The sequence below is a fragment of the Pseudomonas sp. 8 R 14 genome (assembly GCF_900005955.1).
Taxonomy (GTDB): domain Bacteria; phylum Pseudomonadota; class Gammaproteobacteria; order Pseudomonadales; family Pseudomonadaceae; genus Aquipseudomonas; species Aquipseudomonas marginalis.
The window spans coordinates 60448-78760 of the sequence record NZ_CVTH01000058.1; the positions used below are offsets into that span (position 1 = coordinate 60448).

The following is an 18313-nucleotide window of genomic DNA, read 5'->3' on the forward strand; positions in this document are numbered from 1 at the left end:
GGTACGAAAATAGCTGCGGTTGGCCGACTTGGGCTCAGGGGCAGGGCCTTTGGCACTGCCCGCACGGTTTTTCCAGTCCAGCATGGCGATATCCTTTCAATCACTTGAGTTCATGCACTTGAATTGAGGGCGTGCGTTCAAACACTCCGACCACAACCCTACCCCATCGTGCCCGCCCATGCGGGGCTTTTCACCAAACGTGCATACGGCAAGCATTCGACTATAAAGGATGCACGCTTTTTAAGCTGCGCGACCGTCAGGTCACCAACTGAATATCAGGGACACGCAGTTAATTGACATATGACACTCATCCCATTGGAAAGAGGTGCTAGCATAGAGCCATCAGTTCGACCTCAGCATGCACCCTCACTAGTAGTCAGGATATGACCGAGCCAGAAGACCCCAGCCGTGAGCGTCTCAAGCAGCATTTTGCCCAGCGGGTAATTCATCAGGCACGTCAAATTCTTGAGATCTGGCAGCGCCTGCAACGCAGCGAATGGTCAGGCGCCGACCTCTCCGAACTCAGCGAGGCCAACCTGCGCCTGCAACGCTTCGCCGAGCGCTTCGAACAACCCGAACACGGCCAACTGGCCCGGCACATCGGCGAATCGCTCAAGGCCGTCGACGAAAACCGCGGACGCCTGAGCAGCCACCTGATCACCGAACTCAACCGCTTGATGCAGCGCCTGTCCCGCACCGGCCTGCGCCAGGGCGACCAGCTGGAACAAACCTTCCTGCCGCCGATGCGCAAGCCGATCTACGTGATGCTGGCCGATCACGACCGCGCCGAGCGCCTGGCCAAGCAGCTGGAATTCTTTGGCATGAGCGCCCAATCCCTGGACAGCGTCGCGGCGTTTCGCGCGTCCCTGGCCGAGCGCCTGCCGTCGGCGATCGTGATGGACGTGGATTTCTGCGGCGCCGGCCTGGGCCTCAAGCTCGCCGCCGAAGCCCAGGAAGGCCTGGAGCATAAACTGCCGCTGTTGTTTTTCAGCCTGCACGAAACCGACACCCCTACTCGCCTCGCCGCCGTGCGCGCCGGCGGCCAGGAATTCCTCACCGGCACGCTGGAAGCCTCCAGCCTGCTGGAAAAGATCGAAGTACTGACCTGCGTCGCCCAGTACGAACCGTACAAAGTGCTGATCATCGATGACTCGCGGGCCCAGGCGCTGCACACCGAGCGCTTGCTCAACAGTGCCGGCATCGTCACCCGCACCTTGATCGAGCCGATCCAGGCCATGGCCGAGCTGGCAGACTTCCAGCCCGACCTGATCATCCTCGACATGTACATGCCGGCCTGTACCGGCACCGAACTGGCCAAGGTCATTCGCCACAATGACCGTTACGTCAGTGTGCCGATCATCTACCTGTCGGCCGAAGACGACCTGGACAAGCAGCTGGACGCCATGAGCGAAGGCGGCGACGACTTCCTCACCAAACCGATCAAGCCGCGCCACCTGATCACCACGGTGCGCAACCGCGCCGCCCGTGCGCGCAACCTCAAGGCGCGGATGGTGCGCGACAGCCTGACCGGGTTGTACAACCACACCCATATCCTGCAATTGCTTGAAGACTGCAGTTTCCGTGCGCGCCGCGAGGACAAGCCGTTGAGCTTTGCCATGCTCGACATCGATCACTTCAAGCGGGTCAATGACAGCCACGGCCACCCCATGGGCGACCGCGTGATCAAGAGCCTGGCGCTGTTTCTCAAGCAACGCCTGCGCAAGACCGACTACATCGGCCGCTACGGCGGTGAAGAATTCGCCATCGTGATGCCCGACACCGACCTGGAATCGGCCTGCAAGGTACTGGATGAAATTCGTGGGCGCTTTGCCGAGATTCACTACCCGGCGCAGCCGCAGGATTTGTGGTGCACCTTCAGCGCCGGGGTGGTGGAGCTGTGTGACGGCTCCGACAGCCTGATGATGGCCGCCCAGGCCGACGAGGCGCTGTACCGCGCCAAGGATGCCGGGCGTAACCGCGTGCAAGCGGCGCGCACGTCAAAGCAAAGGGCCACCTTTTCACCAGAATCCACTGATTCCGTCATAACCCTGTAATGAAAACGCAATAACTTCAGGCACTTACCTTTTGCTGTCGGTTGATACCCCGCATGCGCCTGAAGCTGCTGACCAATCTCAATACCCTCCTGCTGGTGGCCGTGTGCCTGGCACTTGGAGCGACGCTGTGGTGGTCGCAACGGGCGCTGGAACGGCCTTATTTGCTGATGGAGCGCTACCTCGGCCTGTCACAGACCTTCCAGAACCAGGCCGCACGCAATATCGACGACTATCTGGGCAGCGGTGATGCATTGCGCTTGAGCAGCGCCAGCCAGAGCCTGGAAAGCCTGTTGCAGCACCTGGATGAACTGCCCGCCGACCTCGCGCAGAACCTGCGCCCCAGCCTTGCGGACCTGAATACCTTCAGCAAGACCGACCTGCTGGCGGCCGGTAAGTTGGCAGGTGACCCACAAGCCCTGTTGCTGCAGGCCGAGCGGGAGCTGGGCGCCAACCTGGAGCAGTTGAGCCAGTACGCCAAGGGCGTCAACAGCGCCGAGGCCGCGCGCTACCTGCCGCCGCTGCTGGCGGCCTCACAGCACCTGGGCAAGCTGTCCCTGGCTCGCGACAAACTGGTGAGCAGCGGCCGCGCGGAACTGGCGGACGATGTGGAACGCGAAGTCAGCAATATGCGCAGCCAGGCCGACCTGCTGGAGCAACTGCCATTACTCGGGGTAAAGGCCAGCGCAGAATCCAACACCGATGACTTTTCGGCCTTGATGGGCCTGGAAAACAGCGCAAAAACCGAAGCCCAGGACACCGGCGTCGAGCTCAAGCGCGAACTCAACGGCCTGCTGGCCCGCTACCCCGCCGAACTCCAGCGCACCCGCACGCAGATCCAGCAGCGTGCCGACCTGGCCGCCGCCACCCACTTGAAAATCGCGGCCGTTCAGCAGGCCATCGCCGGCCTCGAGCCGGCGGTGCGCGCGCAACACGGTAAGATCCAGGGCGAAGTGCGCCTGATGCAAGGGGTGATGATCGGCCTGATTCTGCTGATCGCCCTGTTGATCGACACCCTGCAGCGGCGCCTGGCGCGGGTGCTGACCAACCTGGCCCCCGCCTTGTCGACCTGGGGCGAGGGCAACTTCAGCCAACCGATCACCTTGGGCAAGACCAACCGCGAACTGCGCGACATCGAAGCGTCCCTCAACCGTTTACGCGCCTATCTGGTGGATCTGGTGGGTACCATCCGTGGCAATGCCGAAGAAGTGGCCGGCAGCAGCCGCGCCCTGGCCGAACTGAGCAGTGGCCTGCACGACGGCGCCGAGCGCCAGGCCGGGGATACTGCGCAGATTCGTGATTCCCTGGGCGAACTGGAAGCCACCATCCAGCAAGTCGCCGGTGATGCCAGCCAGGCGGCCGGCGCCAGTCGCAGCGCGGGCCAGGCGGTCGAGCAAGGCCAGCGCGTGATCGGCCTGAGCCTGACCGGCCTGCACGCGCTGGTGGGTGAAGTGCAGCAAAATGCGCAGATGATCGAAAAACTTGCCGAGGAGTCCGCCACCATTGGCGGCGTATTGACCGTGATTCGCTCGATTGCCGACCAGACCAACCTGCTGGCGCTCAACGCCGCCATCGAAGCCGCACGCGCCGGTGAGGCCGGGCGCGGCTTTGCCGTAGTCGCTGACGAAGTGCGCACCCTGGCCCAACGCACCGCTGGCGCCACCGCCGAAATCCAGGGCTTGATCACCGGCCTGCAAACCGCTGCGCACCAATCGGTGCAGGGCATGCGCGCCCAGGTTGAACACGCCGAGGCTACCGCCCAGCAAGCCCAGGCTGCGGATGGCGCGCTGGATGAAATCGTCGGCGCGATCCAGACCATTTCCGACACCGCCGTGCGGATTGCCGATGTAACGGCGCAGCAAAGTGGCGCCGTGAGTGAGATTCGCGACAACAGCGAGCGGATTCATCAGCTCGGCGAGGATAATTTGCTGCGCATCGGCCAGGGCCGCAGCCAGGGTGAGCATTTGCTGGTGCTGGGTGGGCAGCTCAATACGGCTGTGCAGGCGTTCCGTGTCTGACCGGCCCCATGAAGATCCAAAATCAAATGAAGATTAAAATGTGGGGGGCTTGCCCCCGATAGCGGTGGATCAGTTACACATGCGAGACTGACACACTGCAATCGGGAGCAAGTCGAATCGTCGCACCGCCCCTCCCACATTTGATCTCCACGGGATTCAAGGGCGTATTACCCATGACCGGATCCCGACCCCCAGTCACAAATTTTGCGCAATCCTCGCTAATCGTGCCGCCTACTGCATAGAACTGGACAGTCACAAAGGCTTTGCGGCATAGTCGCCGGGTTCTGCCTTGCCCACATCAATAACAAGGAACAGCCGATGGCGACCTTACTGGTTCTTCACGGACCCAACCTGAACCTGCTCGGCACCCGTGAACCGGGCGTCTACGGGGCAGTGACCCTCGATCAGATCAACCTTGACCTGGAACGACGGGCACGTGAAGCCGGCCACCATCTGCTCTACCTGCAAAGCAATGCCGAGTATGAATTGATTGATCGCATCCATGCCGCCCGTAGCGAAGGCGTGGACTTTATCCTGATCAATCCCGCCGCTTTTACGCACACAAGCGTTGCATTACGTGACGCGCTGCTGGCGGTGAGCATCCCATTCATCGAAGTGCATTTATCGAACGTGCACAAACGCGAACCTTTCCGCCATCACTCCTACTTCTCCGACGTTGCGGTAGGAGTGATCTGCGGCCTTGGCGCCAGCGGTTACCGACTGGCCCTGGAGGCCGCCCTGGAACAGCTTGAAGAACAGGCCAAGCGCCCCTGACCGACCCTTGGGAGTTGATGATTCATGGATATCCGTAAAGTTAAGAAACTGATCGAACTGCTGGAAGAATCCGGTATCGACGAGCTGGAAATCAAGGAAGGCGAAGAGTCCGTACGGATCAGCCGCCACAGCAAGACCCCGGCCCAACAGTTCTACGCACCACAGATGCAAGCACCGGCACCGGCTGCTGCTCCGGCCGCCGCGCCTGCTGCCGCCGCCGCACCTGCCGCACCGGCAGCCCCTGCGCTGAACGGTTTCGTGGTCAAGTCGCCAATGGTCGGTACGTTCTACCGCACCCCGGCACCGACCTCGCCAGCCTTCGTTGAAGTAGGCAAGACCGTGAAAGTGGGCGACACCATCTGCATCGTTGAAGCGATGAAGATGATGAACCACATCACGGCCGAAAAAGCCGGCGTCATCGAATCCATCCTGGTAGAAAACGGTCAGCCGGTTGAGTACGACCAGCCGCTGTTCACCATCGTTTGAACCGCGGAGCGCCTTCGATGTTGAAACCTGCGAAGAAACTGCAAAAAGTCCTGATCGCCAACCGCGGCGAGATCGCGCTGCGTATCCTGCGCGCCTGTAAGGAAGAGGGCATCAAGACCGTCGCTGTTTACTCGACGGCCGATACCGAATTGATGCACGTGAAACTGGCGGACGAGAGCATCTGCATCGGCCCGCCACTGGCCACGAACTCGTACCTGAAAGTCTCGAACATCATCGCCGCCGCTGAAGTGACCGGCGCTGATGGCATCCACCCGGGCTACGGCTTCCTCGCGGAAAACGCCGATTTCGCCGAACAGGTGGAAAAATCCGGGTTTGCCTTCATCGGCCCGAAAGCCGAAACCATTCGCCTGATGGGCGACAAGGTCTCGGCCAAGGACGCCATGATCGCCGCCGGCGTGCCAACCGTTCCTGGCTCCGACGGCCCACTGCCTGAAGACGAGGAAACCGCACTGCGCATTGGTCGCGAAGTCGGCTACCCGGTGATCATCAAGGCCGCCGGTGGCGGTGGTGGTCGCGGCATGCGCGTGGTGCATAAGGAAGAAGAGCTGATCGAAGCGGCCAAGCAGACTCGCTCCGAAGCGGCTGCCTGGTTCGGCAACCCGATGGTCTACCTGGAGAAGTACCTGACCAACCCACGTCACGTGGAAGTGCAGGTACTGTCCGACGGCCAGGGCCACGCCATCCACCTGGGCGATCGCGATTGCTCGCTGCAACGTCGTCACCAGAAGGTGTTGGAAGAAGCCCCGGCACCGGGTCTGGATGAAAAAGCGCGTCAGGAAGTCCTGGCTCGCTGCGTCAAGGCGTGCATCGACATCAACTACCGTGGCGCCGGTACCTTTGAGTTCCTCTACGAGAACGGCCGTTTCTACTTCATCGAGATGAACACTCGCGTGCAGGTAGAGCATCCGGTGTCGGAGATGGTCACCGGTATCGACATCGTCAAGGAGATGCTCAGCATCGCCGCCGGCAACGTGCTGTCCTTCACCCAGGACGACGTGAAGATCCACGGTCACTCCCTGGAGTGCCGGATCAACGCCGAAGACCCGAAGACCTTTATCCCAAGCCCTGGCCTGGTCAAGCATTTCCACGCGCCCGGCGGCAACGGCGTACGTGTGGATTCGCACCTGTACAGCGGCTACAAGGTTCCGTCCAACTACGACTCGCTGATCGGCAAGCTGATCACCTGGGGCGCGACCCGCGACGAGGCCATGGCCCGTATGCGCAATGCCCTGGACGAAATCGTGGTCGACGGCATCAAGACCAACATCCCGCTGCACCGGGACCTGGTTCGTGATGAAGGCTTCTGCGAAGGTGGTGTGAACATTCACTACCTGGAACACAAGCTGGCCAACCAGTAAGTGTTCCACCCAACAAAGCCGCCTTCGGGCGGCTTTGTTGTTTCTGCACACCGCCCCTCCCACATTTGGTCCGCATTCACTCAGTAATGTCGTCTTATGCTGTTCGCTCGCGTAAACTTGCGCGCTTTCGCAGCCTACCCCGCTGCACACTCATTTTTTTCAAAGGTGCCCGCCATGCCTTGGCTGCAAGTCCGTCTCGCCATCAGCCCAGAACAAGCCGAAACCTACGAAGACGCGTTCCTCGAAGTGGGCGCCGTCTCGGTGACCTTCATGGACGCCGAAGACCAGCCGATCTTCGAACCCGAGCTGAATACCACCCCGCTGTGGTCCCACACCCATCTGCTGGCCCTGTTCGAAGACGGCACCGATGCCGCCGCCGTACTGGCCCATATGGAATTGCTCACCGGCAGCCCGTTGCCCGAGCATCACAGCGAAATCATCGAAGACCAGGACTGGGAACGCAGCTGGATGGACAACTTCCAGCCGATGCGCTTCGGCCAACGCCTGTGGATCGTGCCGAGCTGGCATGCCGCCCCGGAGCCGAACGCGGTCAACCTGCTGCTGGATCCGGGCCTCGCATTCGGCACTGGCACCCACCCCACCACCGCGCTGTGCCTGGAGTGGCTGGACGGCCAGGACCTGACGGACAGCCACGTGCTGGATTTCGGCTGCGGCTCGGGGATCCTGGCGATTGCCGCCCTGTTGCTGGGCGCCAAGGAAGCCGTGGGCACCGACATCGACGTGCAGGCCCTGGAAGCGTCCCGGGATAACGCCGGGCGCAACAACATTCCTGAAGGCAAATTCCCGCTCTACCTGCCGCAGGATTTGCCCCAGGTGCAGGCCGACGTGCTGGTCGCCAATATCCTCGCCGGCCCGCTGGTGTCCCTGGCGCCACAACTGTCGAGCCTGGTCAAGCCGGGCGGGCGCCTGGCGCTGTCGGGCATCCTCGCCGAGCAGGGCGAAGATGTCGCCGCCGCCTACGCCAAGGATTTCGAGCTGGATCCGATCGCTAACCGTGATGGCTGGGTACGCATCAGCGGGCGTCGGCGCTAGAATGAGCGCTTGCCTGAATCGGATGGCCGCATGACCGACAGTTTCGTCACCCAGTGCCCGCATTGCCAAACCCGCTTTCGCGTCAACCACGCCCAATTGAGCGTGGCTCGCGGCGTGGTTCGCTGCGGCTCGTGCCTGCAAGTCTTCAACGCTGCCCGCCAGCTGCTGGAGCAGCGCGCCCAGGCGCCTGCGCCGGAGCAACCGGCCACGATCGAGCCCGTGCGCGAAGCCGCGCCTGAGCCGCAGCGGGCAATCAGCCAGAAGCAGTGGAGCGCCGAAGAGCTGGACCTGGACAACCTGGATCTGGACAAGGAACTGGCCAAGCTGGAACGCCGCGAGATTCAGCACACGCTGCCCGTGGGCGCAGAACGCCGCCAGCCCGGTGCCGACCGTCGGCAGAAAGAAGACGCTCTCAGCGCCAGCCGCGAAACCGTCAAGGCCGAAGAAGAAAAATGGGCCGCCAGCCTGTTCAGCGAACCGCCTGGAGAACGCGCCAACGCTTCCGAAGACGAACCTGAACCGGCCAAAGCCCCTGCGACCAGGCAGCGCACCGAGCCCTCCATGTCGTTGCACCTCGACGATGAGCCTGCGCTGCGCTCAACCCCGGAAGATGAACACTCCGACCCGCCGTTCACGCCCCTGACAGCGGCAGCGGATGAAGCGGAGCCCGAAGAGCGTGTGCAATCCCATCGCAAGCGCCCACGCCCCGAGGCCGGCGTCCATGACGACCTGCTCCAGGACCTGGAAGACGACCCTCTGCACCTGTACGCGCAAAAACGCCCGCAGGGCCTGGGCCGTCGCCTGATCTGGATACTGCTGGTACTGATCGCCGCCGCCGGCCTGGCTGCGCAGTACATTGCCTATCAGTTCGACGATCTGGCCCGCCAGGACGCTTACCGCCCATGGTTCCAGCAACTGTGCCCCACACTGGGCTGCACGGTGCCGTCGCGGGTCGATATCGCCCATATCAAGAGCAGTAACCTGGTGGTACGCAGCCACCCGGAGTTCGCCGGGGCGCTGGTGGTGGATGCGATCATCTATAACCGCGCGACGTTCTCCCAGCCCTTTCCGCTGCTGGAACTGCGTTTCGCCGACCTCAACGGCAACCTGATTGCCAGTCGTCGCTTCAAGCCCGCCGAATACCTGAGCGGCGAGTTGGCCGGGGTGAGCGAAATGCCATCACAAACCCCGATCCATATCTCCCTGGATATCCTCGATCCGGGCAATAAAGCCGTGAATTACAGCCTGAGCTTCCACTCGCCCGAGTGAATCGGCCTACGCACCGTCGCTTGACGGTGGAGTATTGACTGGGCGCCGCCCATCCAAACCGGCGGCGATAAAGAAATAACTGTTCAGATTTTATCCAATTCAGCCTTTATCCAGTCATCGAGAGCGGGTATCATGCCAACCCTTTTTCGAACTCTAATGATCCGGCCCCACAACAGGGAAGTCCTATGTCGGCGGTACGCATCGGCCCATATACATTGCAGAATGGCTTGATTCTCGCCCCGATGGCGGGCGTCACCGACCAGCCCTTTCGTCAGCTGTGCAAGCGTTTGGGCGCGGGTCTAGTAGTCTCGGAAATGGTCACCAGCGACATGAGCTTGTGGAACACCCGCAAATCGCGGATGCGCATGATCCACGAAGGTGATCCCGAGCCCCGCTCGGTCCAGATCGCCGGGGGTGATGCGCAGATGCTGGCGGATGCGGCCCGGGCCAACGTGGCGTTGGGCGCACAGATCATCGATATCAACATGGGCTGCCCGGCCAAGAAGGTCTGCAACAAGGCCGCCGGTTCCGCGCTGTTGAAAGATGAGCAGTTGGTTGCGGAGATCCTGCAGGCCGTTGTTGCCGCAGTGGATGTGCCGGTGACCCTGAAGATTCGTACCGGTTGGGACCGGGACAACAAGAACGGCCTGACGGTGGCGAAGATCGCCGAACAGGCAGGCATTACAGCGCTGGCGGTGCATGGTCGCACCCGCGCCGACCTTTACACCGGTGAAGCCGAGTACGACACCATCGCCGCGATCAAGCAGGCGGTGTCGATGCCGGTATTTGCCAATGGCGACATCGACTCGGCCGAAAAAGCCCGGCGCGTGCTGCACGCCACCGGTGCCGATGGTGTGTTGATTGGCCGGGCCGCCCAGGGGCGGCCGTGGATTTTTCGTGAGGTCGAGCATTTCCTGCGTACGGGTGAAGTCCTGCCGGCGCCGGAACTGGTCGAGGTGGAACGTATTCTGCTAGAGCATCTGGCTGCACTTCACACCTTCTATGGAGAGGTGATGGGCGTGCGTATTGCTCGCAAGCATGTGGGTTGGTATCTCGCAACCCTGCCAGGCGCCAGGGAGTTTCGCGCCGGGTTCAATCGTTTGGATGAAACGCAAGCACAGGTCACCGCCGTTCGTGAGTTTTTTGCCGAACGAGACAAGAGCCTGAGAGCAGGGGACGGAGAATGGGTGGCCGCATGACGATGATGACCGAGACTTTAGTGAGTGGAACAACACCCGTGAGCGACAACGTCAATTTGAAACAGCACCTCAACACGCCGAGCGAAGAAGGCCAGACCCTTCGCGGGAGTGTCGAGAAGGCGCTGCATAATTATTTCGCCCACCTTGAGGGCGCTTCCGTCACGGACGTGTACAACCTGGTGCTCTCCGAAGTCGAGGCGCCCCTGCTCGAAAGCGTGATGAACTACGTCAAGGGCAACCAGACCAAAGCCAGTGAGCTGCTGGGCCTCAACCGTGGCACCTTGCGCAAAAAGCTCAAGCAATACGATTTGCTGTAAGCATTCAATCAAACCAGAAAGGCGCCCGCGTAAAACCGGTCGCCTTTTTTGCTGACTCCTTTGCTTTTGATGGAAATTGAAATGACCGACCAGACTACCCGCCTGCCGATCCGCCGCGCCTTGATCAGTGTCTCCGACAAGACCGGGATCCTCGAATTTGCCCGGGAGCTGGAAGCCCTGGGCGTGGAAATCCTCTCCACGGGCGGGACCTTCAAGCTGCTGCAGGACAACGGCGTGGCCGCAGTGGAAGTGGCGGACTACACCGGCTTCGCAGAAATGATGGACGGTCGCGTCAAGACCCTGCACCCGAAAATCCACGGCGGCATCCTCGGCCGTCGCGGCATCGACGACGCCATCATGACCGAGCACGGCATCAAGCCGATCGACCTGGTGGCCGTCAACCTCTACCCGTTCGAAGCCACCATCAACAAGCCAGGCTGCGACCTGCCGACCGCCATCGAAAACATCGATATCGGCGGCCCGACCATGGTTCGCTCGGCGGCCAAGAACCACAAAGACGTGGCCATCGTGGTCAACGCCAGCGACTACGCCCACGTGCTGGAAAGCCTGAAAGCCGGCGGCCTGAGCTACGCCCAGCGTTTCGACCTGATGCTCAAGGCGTTCGAACACACCGCCGCCTATGACGGCATGATCGCCAACTACATGGGCACCGTGAACCAGGCCGCCGAAACCCTGAGCACAGAAGGCCGCAGCCAGTTCCCGCGCACCTTCAACAGCCAGTTCATCAAGGCCCAGGAAATGCGCTACGGCGAGAACCCGCACCAGAGCGCGGCGTTCTACGTGGAAGCCAAGCCTGCCGAAGTGGGCATCGCCACTGCGACCCAACTGCAAGGCAAAGAACTGTCCTACAACAACGTGGCCGACACCGACGCCGCGCTGGAGTGCGTGAAGAGCTTCGTCAAGCCGGCCTGCGTGATCGTCAAGCACGCCAACCCGTGCGGCGTGGCCGTGAGCCCGGACGCTGAAGGCGGCATTCGCCAGGCGTACGAACTGGCCTACGCCACCGACACCGAATCGGCCTTCGGCGGCATCATCGCCTTCAACCGTGAACTGGATGCAGAGACGGCCAAGGCCATCGTCGAGCGTCAGTTCGTCGAAGTGATCATCGCCCCTTCCGTGAGCGAAGAAGCCCGCGCCATCGTGGCCGCCAAAGCCAATGTGCGCCTGCTGGCCTGCGGCGAGTGGTCGGCTGAACGTGCCGCTGCCTGGGACTACAAGCGCGTCAACGGCGGCCTGCTGGTACAGAGCCGCGACATCGGCATGATCGGCAGCGCAGACCTCAAGGTAGTGACCAAGCGCGCCCCGACCGAGCAAGAGATCAACGACCTGATCTTCGCCTGGAAAGTGGCCAAGTACGTTAAATCCAACGCCATCGTCTACGCCAAGAACCGCCAGACCATCGGTGTCGGCGCTGGCCAGATGAGCCGCGTGAATTCGGCGCGTATCGCCGCGATCAAGGCCGAGCATGCCGGTTTGCAGGTGGCCGGCTCGGTGATGGCGTCGGATGCATTCTTCCCGTTCCGTGATGGCCTGGACAACGCCGCGAAAGCCGGCGTGACTGCCGTGATCCAACCGGGTGGCTCGATGCGTGATGCCGAGGTGATCGCCGCTGCTGATGAAGCCGGCATTGCCATGGTCTTCACCGGCATGCGCCACTTCCGTCACTGATCCAAATGTGGGAGGGGCTTTTTGTGGTGAGCGGGCTTGCCCCGCGCTGAGCTGCGCAGCAGCCCCACTGGATCTCCAGTGAACACAGCGGGGGGCAAGCCCCCTCACCACAAAAAGCCCTCCCACATTTAAAAGCGCTCCAGCGGCGCCTACAGAATTTGAGGTTTTTGAAATGAATGTTTTGATCATTGGCAGCGGTGGCCGTGAACACGCCCTGGCCTGGAAAGTTGCCCAGGACCCACGGGTCCAGAAAGTCTTCGTCGCCCCCGGCAATGCCGGTACCGCCATCGAAGCCAAGTGCGAAAACGTCGCCATCGACGTACTGGCCCTTGAGCAACTGGCCGACTTCGCCGAGAAAAACGTCTCCCTGACCATCGTCGGTCCGGAAGTGCCATTGGTTGCCGGTGTCGTAGACCTGTTCCGCAGCCGCGGCCTGGATTGCTTCGGCCCAACCGCCGGCGCCGCCCAGCTGGAAGGCTCGAAAGCCTTCACCAAGGATTTCCTGGCGCGCCACAAGATCCCGACGGCCGACTACCAGAACTTCACCGAGATCGAGCCCGCCCTGGCCTACCTGCGTGAAAAAGGTGCGCCGATCGTGATCAAGGCCGACGGCCTGGCCGCCGGTAAAGGCGTGATCGTCGCCATGACCCTGCAGGAAGCCGAAGACGCCGTGCGTGACATGCTCGCCGGTAACGCCTTTGGTGACGCGGGTTCGCGCGTCGTCATCGAGGAATTCCTCGACGGCGAAGAAGCCAGCTTTATCGTGATGGTCGACGGCAAGAACGTGCTGCCGATGGCCACCAGCCAGGACCACAAACGCGTCGGCGACGCCGACACTGGCCCGAACACGGGCGGCATGGGTGCCTACTCCCCTGCCCCGGTGGTGACCGCCGACGTGCACCAGCGCGTGATGGACCTGGTGATCTGGCCGACCGTGCGCGGCATGGCCGATGAAGGCAATGTGTACACCGGTTTCCTCTACGCCGGACTGATGATCGACAAAGCCGGTAACCCGAAAGTCATCGAGTTCAACTGCCGCTTCGGCGACCCGGAAACCCAGCCGGTGATGCTGCGCCTGCAATCGAGCCTGGTGCTGCTGGTGGAAGCCGCGCTGGCCCAGGCCCTGGACAAGGTTGAAGCGCAGTGGGATCCACGTCCGAGCGTCGGCATTGTGCTGGCCGCCGGTGGCTACCCGGCCGACTACGCCAAGGGCGATGTGATTGAAGGCCTGGACGCGGCGGCCACCTTGGAAGGCAAGGTGTTCCATGCGGGCACCGCGCTCAAGGACGGCAAGGTCGTGACCGCCGGAGGCCGTGTGCTGTGCGCCACCGCCATGGGTGCCAGCGTCGACGCCGCACAGCAACAGGCGTACAAGCTGGCCGCAAAAATCGACTGGCAAGGCTGCTTCTACCGCACGGACATCGGCTACCGCGCCATTGCCCGTGAACGTGGCGAAAGCCAGTAACGCTAGCTATCCGTTCGGTTAGGCAAGGGCTTCTGGCCCTTGCCGTATACAGGCCTCCCCGCGCATAGTTAACCGTGCATCAACCTACGAAGGGATTTCGCCGTGCGCTGGCTCAGGATCGCCATAGGTTTTACTGTCAGTCTGCTGACGCTGCTCTGCCTGTTCCCGGCCCAGGCCGCCGCGCAAGGCAGTGGCTGGGCAGTATTGCTTGATGAACAGGCCGACCTGCAGCTGAGCGACATCCGTTCCTCGCGCTACACCAATCAATTCAGCCCCATCGAACTGGACCGCATTACCGCCGCGGAACCGGACGGTGCGTTGTGGGTACGTTTCAAGCTGCAACCCGGCAAGCACGAGCAGGTGCTGCGGGTATTCGCCCCGGACCTGGCGCACCTGAGCCTCTATGTGCTGGACGGCGACACCCTGATCGAGCAACAAAGCAGCGGTAACCGCCAGCCCCAGGCGGAACGCCCGCTGCCCAGCAACGACTTCATGCTGCCGATGCCCCAGAGCCAACAGACCCTCGACGTCTACCTGCGCCTGGTTTCCGAGCACGAACTGCGCCCCTATATCACCCTGGAACCGGCCGTGCTGGCCGCCGCCGACCAGACCCAGACATTGATCTACGGCCTGCTGTTCGGCTGCCTGCTGATGCTGATCCTGCACAACCTCACTCGCTTCGCTTACCACCGCTCGCGCAGCAGCCTGTGGCTGGCGGCCTGCGAACTGCTGCTGATGCTCAGCCTGGCGCTGCTGCTCAACCTGGTAGGCCCATGGCTGCCGAACTGGCACGCGGTCCAGACCCCGGGCGCCTACCTGGCCCTGCTGCTGACAGCGCCCTGCGGGCTGATGTTTGCCTATCGCTTCTTCATGCCCCTGGGTCCGCACCCGCTGAACAAGCTGTTGATGGCCGACATCCTGTTTATCGTGCTGTGCGGCCTGCTGCTGTTGTTCGTCAGTACCCTGCCGCTGAACATCATCACCTACGCGCTGGTGGCCCTGGCGGGCCTGAGCATGCTGTTTGTCTCGGCGTATCACTGGCAGAAAGGCTATCGCCCGGCGCGCTTGTTCGTGGCGGGCATGGTGGTGTTCAACATCGGCACGCTGATCATTCTCCCGGCGTTGCTGGGGCTGACGATGGTGTCGCCCCAGGGGTTGATCGTCACATTGCTGGCCTTCATCTGCCTGAGCGGCCTGTTGATGAGCCTGGCCCTGGGCGAGCGCCAGCGCGCGATTGTCGAGGCCCGCTTCAGCCTCAGCCGCGACCTGGCCGCCAGCAATGCCGAGATCGCCGCCAAGGCCGAATTCCTGGCCAAGATCAGCCACGAAATCCGCACCCCCATGAACGGCGTGCTGGGCATGACCGAACTGCTGCTGGGCACGTCACTGTCGGTGAAACAGCGCGACTACGTGCAAACCATCCACAGCGCCGGTAACGAGCTGCTGACATTGATCAACGAGATCCTCGACATCTCCAAGCTCGAATCCGGGCAGATCGAGCTGGATGACGTGCAATTCGACCTCAATGCGCTGATCGAAGACTGCCTGAGCATCTTCCGCGCCAAGGCCGAGCAGCAGAACGTCGAGTTGATCAGCTTCATCCAGCCACAGGTGCCCCGCGTCATCAGCGGCGATCCGACCCGCCTGCGCCAGGCGCTGTTGAGCCTGCTGGAAAACGCCCTGCACAAAACCGACGAAGGCGAAGTGCTGATCGTCGTCGCCCTGGATGACCGCAGCACCAAGCCGCGCCTGCGCATTGCCGTGCAGGACAGCGGCCTGCCAATGGAAGCCGCTGAACGCGAGGCCCTGCTGCACAGCGAACTGCACAGCAAGAACTTCCTCTCGGCCACCCGCTTGAGCGGCCACCTGGGCCTGGTGATCGCGCGCCAGCTGATCCTGTTGATGAACGGTGAGTTCGGCATCAAGAGCGGCAGCCATCAGGGCAGCACGTTATGGCTGACCCTGCCGCTGGACCCGGAACGCCTGGAACACCCCACCTCCGACCTCGACGGCCCGCTCAAAGGCGCGCGCGTGCTGGTGGTGGACGACAACGATACGTGCCGCAAAGTGTTGGTGCAGCAATGCTCGGCCTGGGGCCTGAATGTCAGCGCCGTGCCGTCGGGTAAAGAGGCCTTGGCCTTGCTGCGCACCAAGGCGCACCTGCGCGATTACTTCGATGTGGTGCTGCTGGACCAGAACATGCCCGGCATGACCGGCATGCAACTGGCGGCGAAGATCAAGGAAGACCCGAGCCTGAACCACGACATCCTGCTGATCATGCTCACCGGCATCAGCAATGCGCCGAGCAAGATCATCGCGCGTAACTGCGGGATCAAGCGCATCCTCGCCAAGCCGGTTGCCGGTTACACCCTCAAGACCACCCTGGCCGACGAGTTGACCCAACGCAGCAAAGGTGGCGTGCAGCCCCGTCCGCCCCTCAGCGTCCCGGCGGCGGTGACCGTGCCCAGCGACTTCAGGATCCTGGTGGCCGAAGACAACAGCATCTCCACCAAAGTGATTCGCGGCATGCTCGGCAAGCTCAACCTCGACCCGGATACCGCCAGCAACGGTGAGGAAGCCCTCGAGGCGATGAAGGCCCAGCGTTATGACCTGGTGTTGATGGACTGTGAGATGCCGGTTCTCGATGGTTTCTCGGCTACCCAGCAACTGCGGGCGTGGGAAGTCAGCCACCAGCGCATTCGCACACCCGTGGTAGCGCTCACGGCGCATATCCTCTCGGAGCACAAAGAACGCGCACGCCAGGCGGGGATGGACGGGCACATGGCCAAGCCGGTGGAGTTATCACAATTGCGTGAGCTGGTGGAGTTCTGGGTGGCGCAGCGTCAACAACGGCCTGAACACGCCCCGTCCTGACTTTAAATGCAATTCCAATGTGGGTGGGGGCTTGCTTCAGTCAAGAGCGAACACTGTAACTGACTGGCATTAGGGCGAGCCCCCTCCCACATTTGATCTCTGGCGCCTGATAGACTCTCCACACTTTCCCCGCCTGCGAGCCCCCCCATGCTCCACGTGTTATTCAGCGTTTACCTGAAGATGCTGGTGCTCTACAGCCCGTTCTTCGTGCTGTCCTGCTTTATCAGCCTGACCCGTGGTTATTCGAGCAAAGAGCGGCGGCGCCTGGCCTGGAAAGTAGCGCTGGCGACCCTGGTGTCGAGCGTGTTGCTCTACCTGTTCGGCCGGGTGATCTTCAGCGTGTTCGGCATCACCGTGGATGCCTTTCGCATCGGCGCCGGCAGTGTGCTGTTTATCTCCGCCCTGGGCATGGCCCAGGGCAAGTCGGCCGTGCAGACCGACAATGTGCAGCAGGACGTGACCATCGTGCCGCTGACCATTCCCCTCACGGTCGGCCCCGGCACCATCGGTGCGCTGTTGGTCATGGGCGTCAGCCAACCGCACTGGGATGACAAGATCACGGCCATCCTCAGCATCGCCCTGGCCAGCCTCACGGTCGGTGTGGTGCTGTACCTGTCCAACCGTATCGAACGGATTCTCGGTGACCAGGGCCTGCAGATTGTCAGTCGGTTGATGGGATTGTTCGTGTGTGCCCTCGCCGCGCAAATCATCTTTACCGGGGTGCGCGGCTACCTGGTGCCTTAGATCCGGTATTTGGCAATCGCCGACTGCACCTTGTCGCCCGCGCTCTCGCGCATCAGTTGGAGGGTTTTTTCGTTGACCATCGAGGTATTCAGCACCAGGCAGGTCTGCCCGCTGAAGGCCTCGAACGAGGAACTGTCCCACTCCAGAAACGGCAGCCCCACCTGTTTGTTCACGCCTTGGGTGCTGTACGTCACCAGCACCATCATCAATTCGCCGTCGGTTTCGGCGCAGGATGCCAGGCCGAAATCACCGCCCTGGTGCACCGTACTGTTGCGCTTGAACAGTTCGAAAGAACTCGGTTGCTGCTTCAGTGCCTCCAGCGCATCGGCCGCCAGTTTCGGCAGCGCCGTAACCAGCGGTCCCGAAACCGACACCCCCGCCAGTATCGCGGTGATGATATTCAACGCCGCCAGTTGCACGGTCAGGCCCTTGCCCGACTGTGAGACCCGCTCGAAACTGCTGCGCACCGGTAGCCAGCCCAGGCTGATCATCACCTTGATAAATTCGTCGTACCAGGCCTCGGTACCTCGCTGGATTTTCAATACATCGCTGACGTAGCCGCTGGCCAGCAGATAGCTTTTGCGGATGTATTCCCGGTTCAACCCGGACAGCCCCTCGGCAAACGAAATCACGCTGTTGTTGACTACCGCCGCGTTGCAGTCGTCCTCCGTGTCGAGCGGCAATGAGGGCTGCGCACCTCGCGCCCTCGGCAATGTGTAGCGCGCAATCAACTTGCGCCGTTTTGTGTTGTTGATCCTTCTGTGATGTCGCTCCATTTCAGTTCTCCACAAACACCCCGGCTCGGGGCTTGTGTCCACACTAGTCCAGTCAGCGGCGGCTCTTCCATGCCACAAACATCGCTTGCCGGCACGCGGCAAAAAACGCTGCCCAGCAATGACAGGGCGCCCCTCGGGGCCTTCCGGCTTTCGTCACTCAAAAAAGAAAAAGCCCCGAGCAACAGCAGGTGATCACCCATTGTCATTCGGAGCTTTCGT

Annotated in this window: 14 protein-coding genes; 13 read left to right on the forward strand and 1 reads right to left on the reverse strand. The window is 62.0% G+C overall.

Translation table 11 applies throughout. The annotated features are described in order from the left end of the window. Positions 1 to 383 precede the first annotated feature (383 nt). The 13 genes from BFQ01_RS12780 to BFQ01_RS12840 all read left to right on the forward strand — a co-directional run bounded on the left by BFQ01_RS12780 (position 384) and on the right by BFQ01_RS12840 (position 17318). Positions 384 to 2054, forward strand: coding sequence for a response regulator (locus BFQ01_RS12780; RefSeq protein ID WP_065925558.1), 1671 nt, complete (start codon positions 384 to 386; stop codon positions 2052 to 2054). A 53-nt stretch (positions 2055 to 2107) separates the two neighbouring features. Further along, complete coding sequence (locus BFQ01_RS12785; RefSeq protein WP_065925559.1) at positions 2108 to 4069, forward strand: methyl-accepting chemotaxis protein; 1962 nt, start codon at positions 2108 to 2110, stop codon at positions 4067 to 4069. A 318-nt stretch (positions 4070 to 4387) separates the two neighbouring features. Beyond that, complete coding sequence (gene aroQ, locus BFQ01_RS12790; RefSeq protein WP_065925560.1) at positions 4388 to 4843, forward strand: type II 3-dehydroquinate dehydratase; 456 nt, start codon at positions 4388 to 4390, stop codon at positions 4841 to 4843. A 24-nt stretch (positions 4844 to 4867) separates the two neighbouring features. Continuing rightward, positions 4868 to 5329 (forward strand): acetyl-CoA carboxylase biotin carboxyl carrier protein, encoded by a 462-nt coding sequence (gene accB / locus BFQ01_RS12795; RefSeq protein ID WP_027607997.1) that lies wholly within the window; start codon positions 4868 to 4870, stop codon positions 5327 to 5329. 17 nt (positions 5330 to 5346) lie between these two features. Next, a complete protein-coding gene (gene accC, locus BFQ01_RS12800) occupies positions 5347 to 6708 on the forward strand; it encodes an acetyl-CoA carboxylase biotin carboxylase subunit (RefSeq protein WP_027607998.1) in 1362 nt (453 codons plus the stop codon). Positions 6709 to 6882: 174 nt separating this feature from the next. After that, complete coding sequence (gene prmA, locus BFQ01_RS12805) at positions 6883 to 7761, forward strand: 50S ribosomal protein L11 methyltransferase (protein ID WP_027607758.1); 879 nt, start codon at positions 6883 to 6885, stop codon at positions 7759 to 7761. A gap of 30 nt (positions 7762 to 7791) precedes the next feature. Beyond that, positions 7792 to 9030, forward strand: a complete 1239-nt coding sequence (locus tag BFQ01_RS12810; RefSeq protein WP_065925561.1) for a DUF3426 domain-containing protein — start codon at positions 7792 to 7794, stop codon at positions 9028 to 9030. Positions 9031 to 9215: 185 nt separating this feature from the next. Then, the gene (gene dusB, locus BFQ01_RS12815) at positions 9216 to 10229 is read left to right on the forward strand and encodes a tRNA dihydrouridine synthase DusB (RefSeq protein ID WP_065925562.1); all 1014 of its coding nucleotides are present in this window, start codon (positions 9216 to 9218) and stop codon (positions 10227 to 10229) included. Further along, entirely contained in the window at positions 10226 to 10546 is a 321-nt protein-coding gene (gene fis / locus BFQ01_RS12820; RefSeq protein ID WP_002555375.1) for a DNA-binding transcriptional regulator Fis, read from the forward strand. Before dusB ends, fis begins: the two co-directional genes overlap by 4 nt. 81 nt (positions 10547 to 10627) lie before the next feature. Next, complete coding sequence (purH, locus tag BFQ01_RS12825; protein ID WP_065925563.1) at positions 10628 to 12235, forward strand: bifunctional phosphoribosylaminoimidazolecarboxamide formyltransferase/IMP cyclohydrolase; 1608 nt, start codon at positions 10628 to 10630, stop codon at positions 12233 to 12235. Between the two features lie 172 nt (positions 12236 to 12407). After that, positions 12408 to 13700 carry a phosphoribosylamine--glycine ligase gene (gene purD / locus BFQ01_RS12830; protein WP_065925564.1) on the forward strand — a complete coding sequence of 431 codons (1293 nt, stop codon included), beginning with the start codon at positions 12408 to 12410 and terminating at the stop codon, positions 13698 to 13700. Between the two features lie 102 nt (positions 13701 to 13802). Further along, positions 13803 to 16574, forward strand: coding sequence for a hybrid sensor histidine kinase/response regulator (locus BFQ01_RS12835; protein ID WP_065925565.1), 2772 nt, complete (start codon positions 13803 to 13805; stop codon positions 16572 to 16574). A gap of 147 nt (positions 16575 to 16721) precedes the next feature. Further along, positions 16722 to 17318: a MarC family protein gene (locus tag BFQ01_RS12840; protein WP_003217330.1), complete on the forward strand. Its 597-nt coding sequence runs from the start codon at positions 16722 to 16724 to the stop codon at positions 17316 to 17318. On the opposite strand, the gene BFQ01_RS12845 is transcribed toward BFQ01_RS12840, so the two are convergent. Continuing rightward, positions 17315 to 18094: a hypothetical protein gene (locus tag BFQ01_RS12845; protein ID WP_065925566.1), complete on the reverse strand. Its 780-nt coding sequence runs from the start codon at positions 18092 to 18094 to the stop codon at positions 17315 to 17317. The two genes, BFQ01_RS12840 and BFQ01_RS12845, sit on opposite strands and share 4 nt — an antisense overlap. Positions 18095 to 18313: the final 219 nt, after the last annotated feature.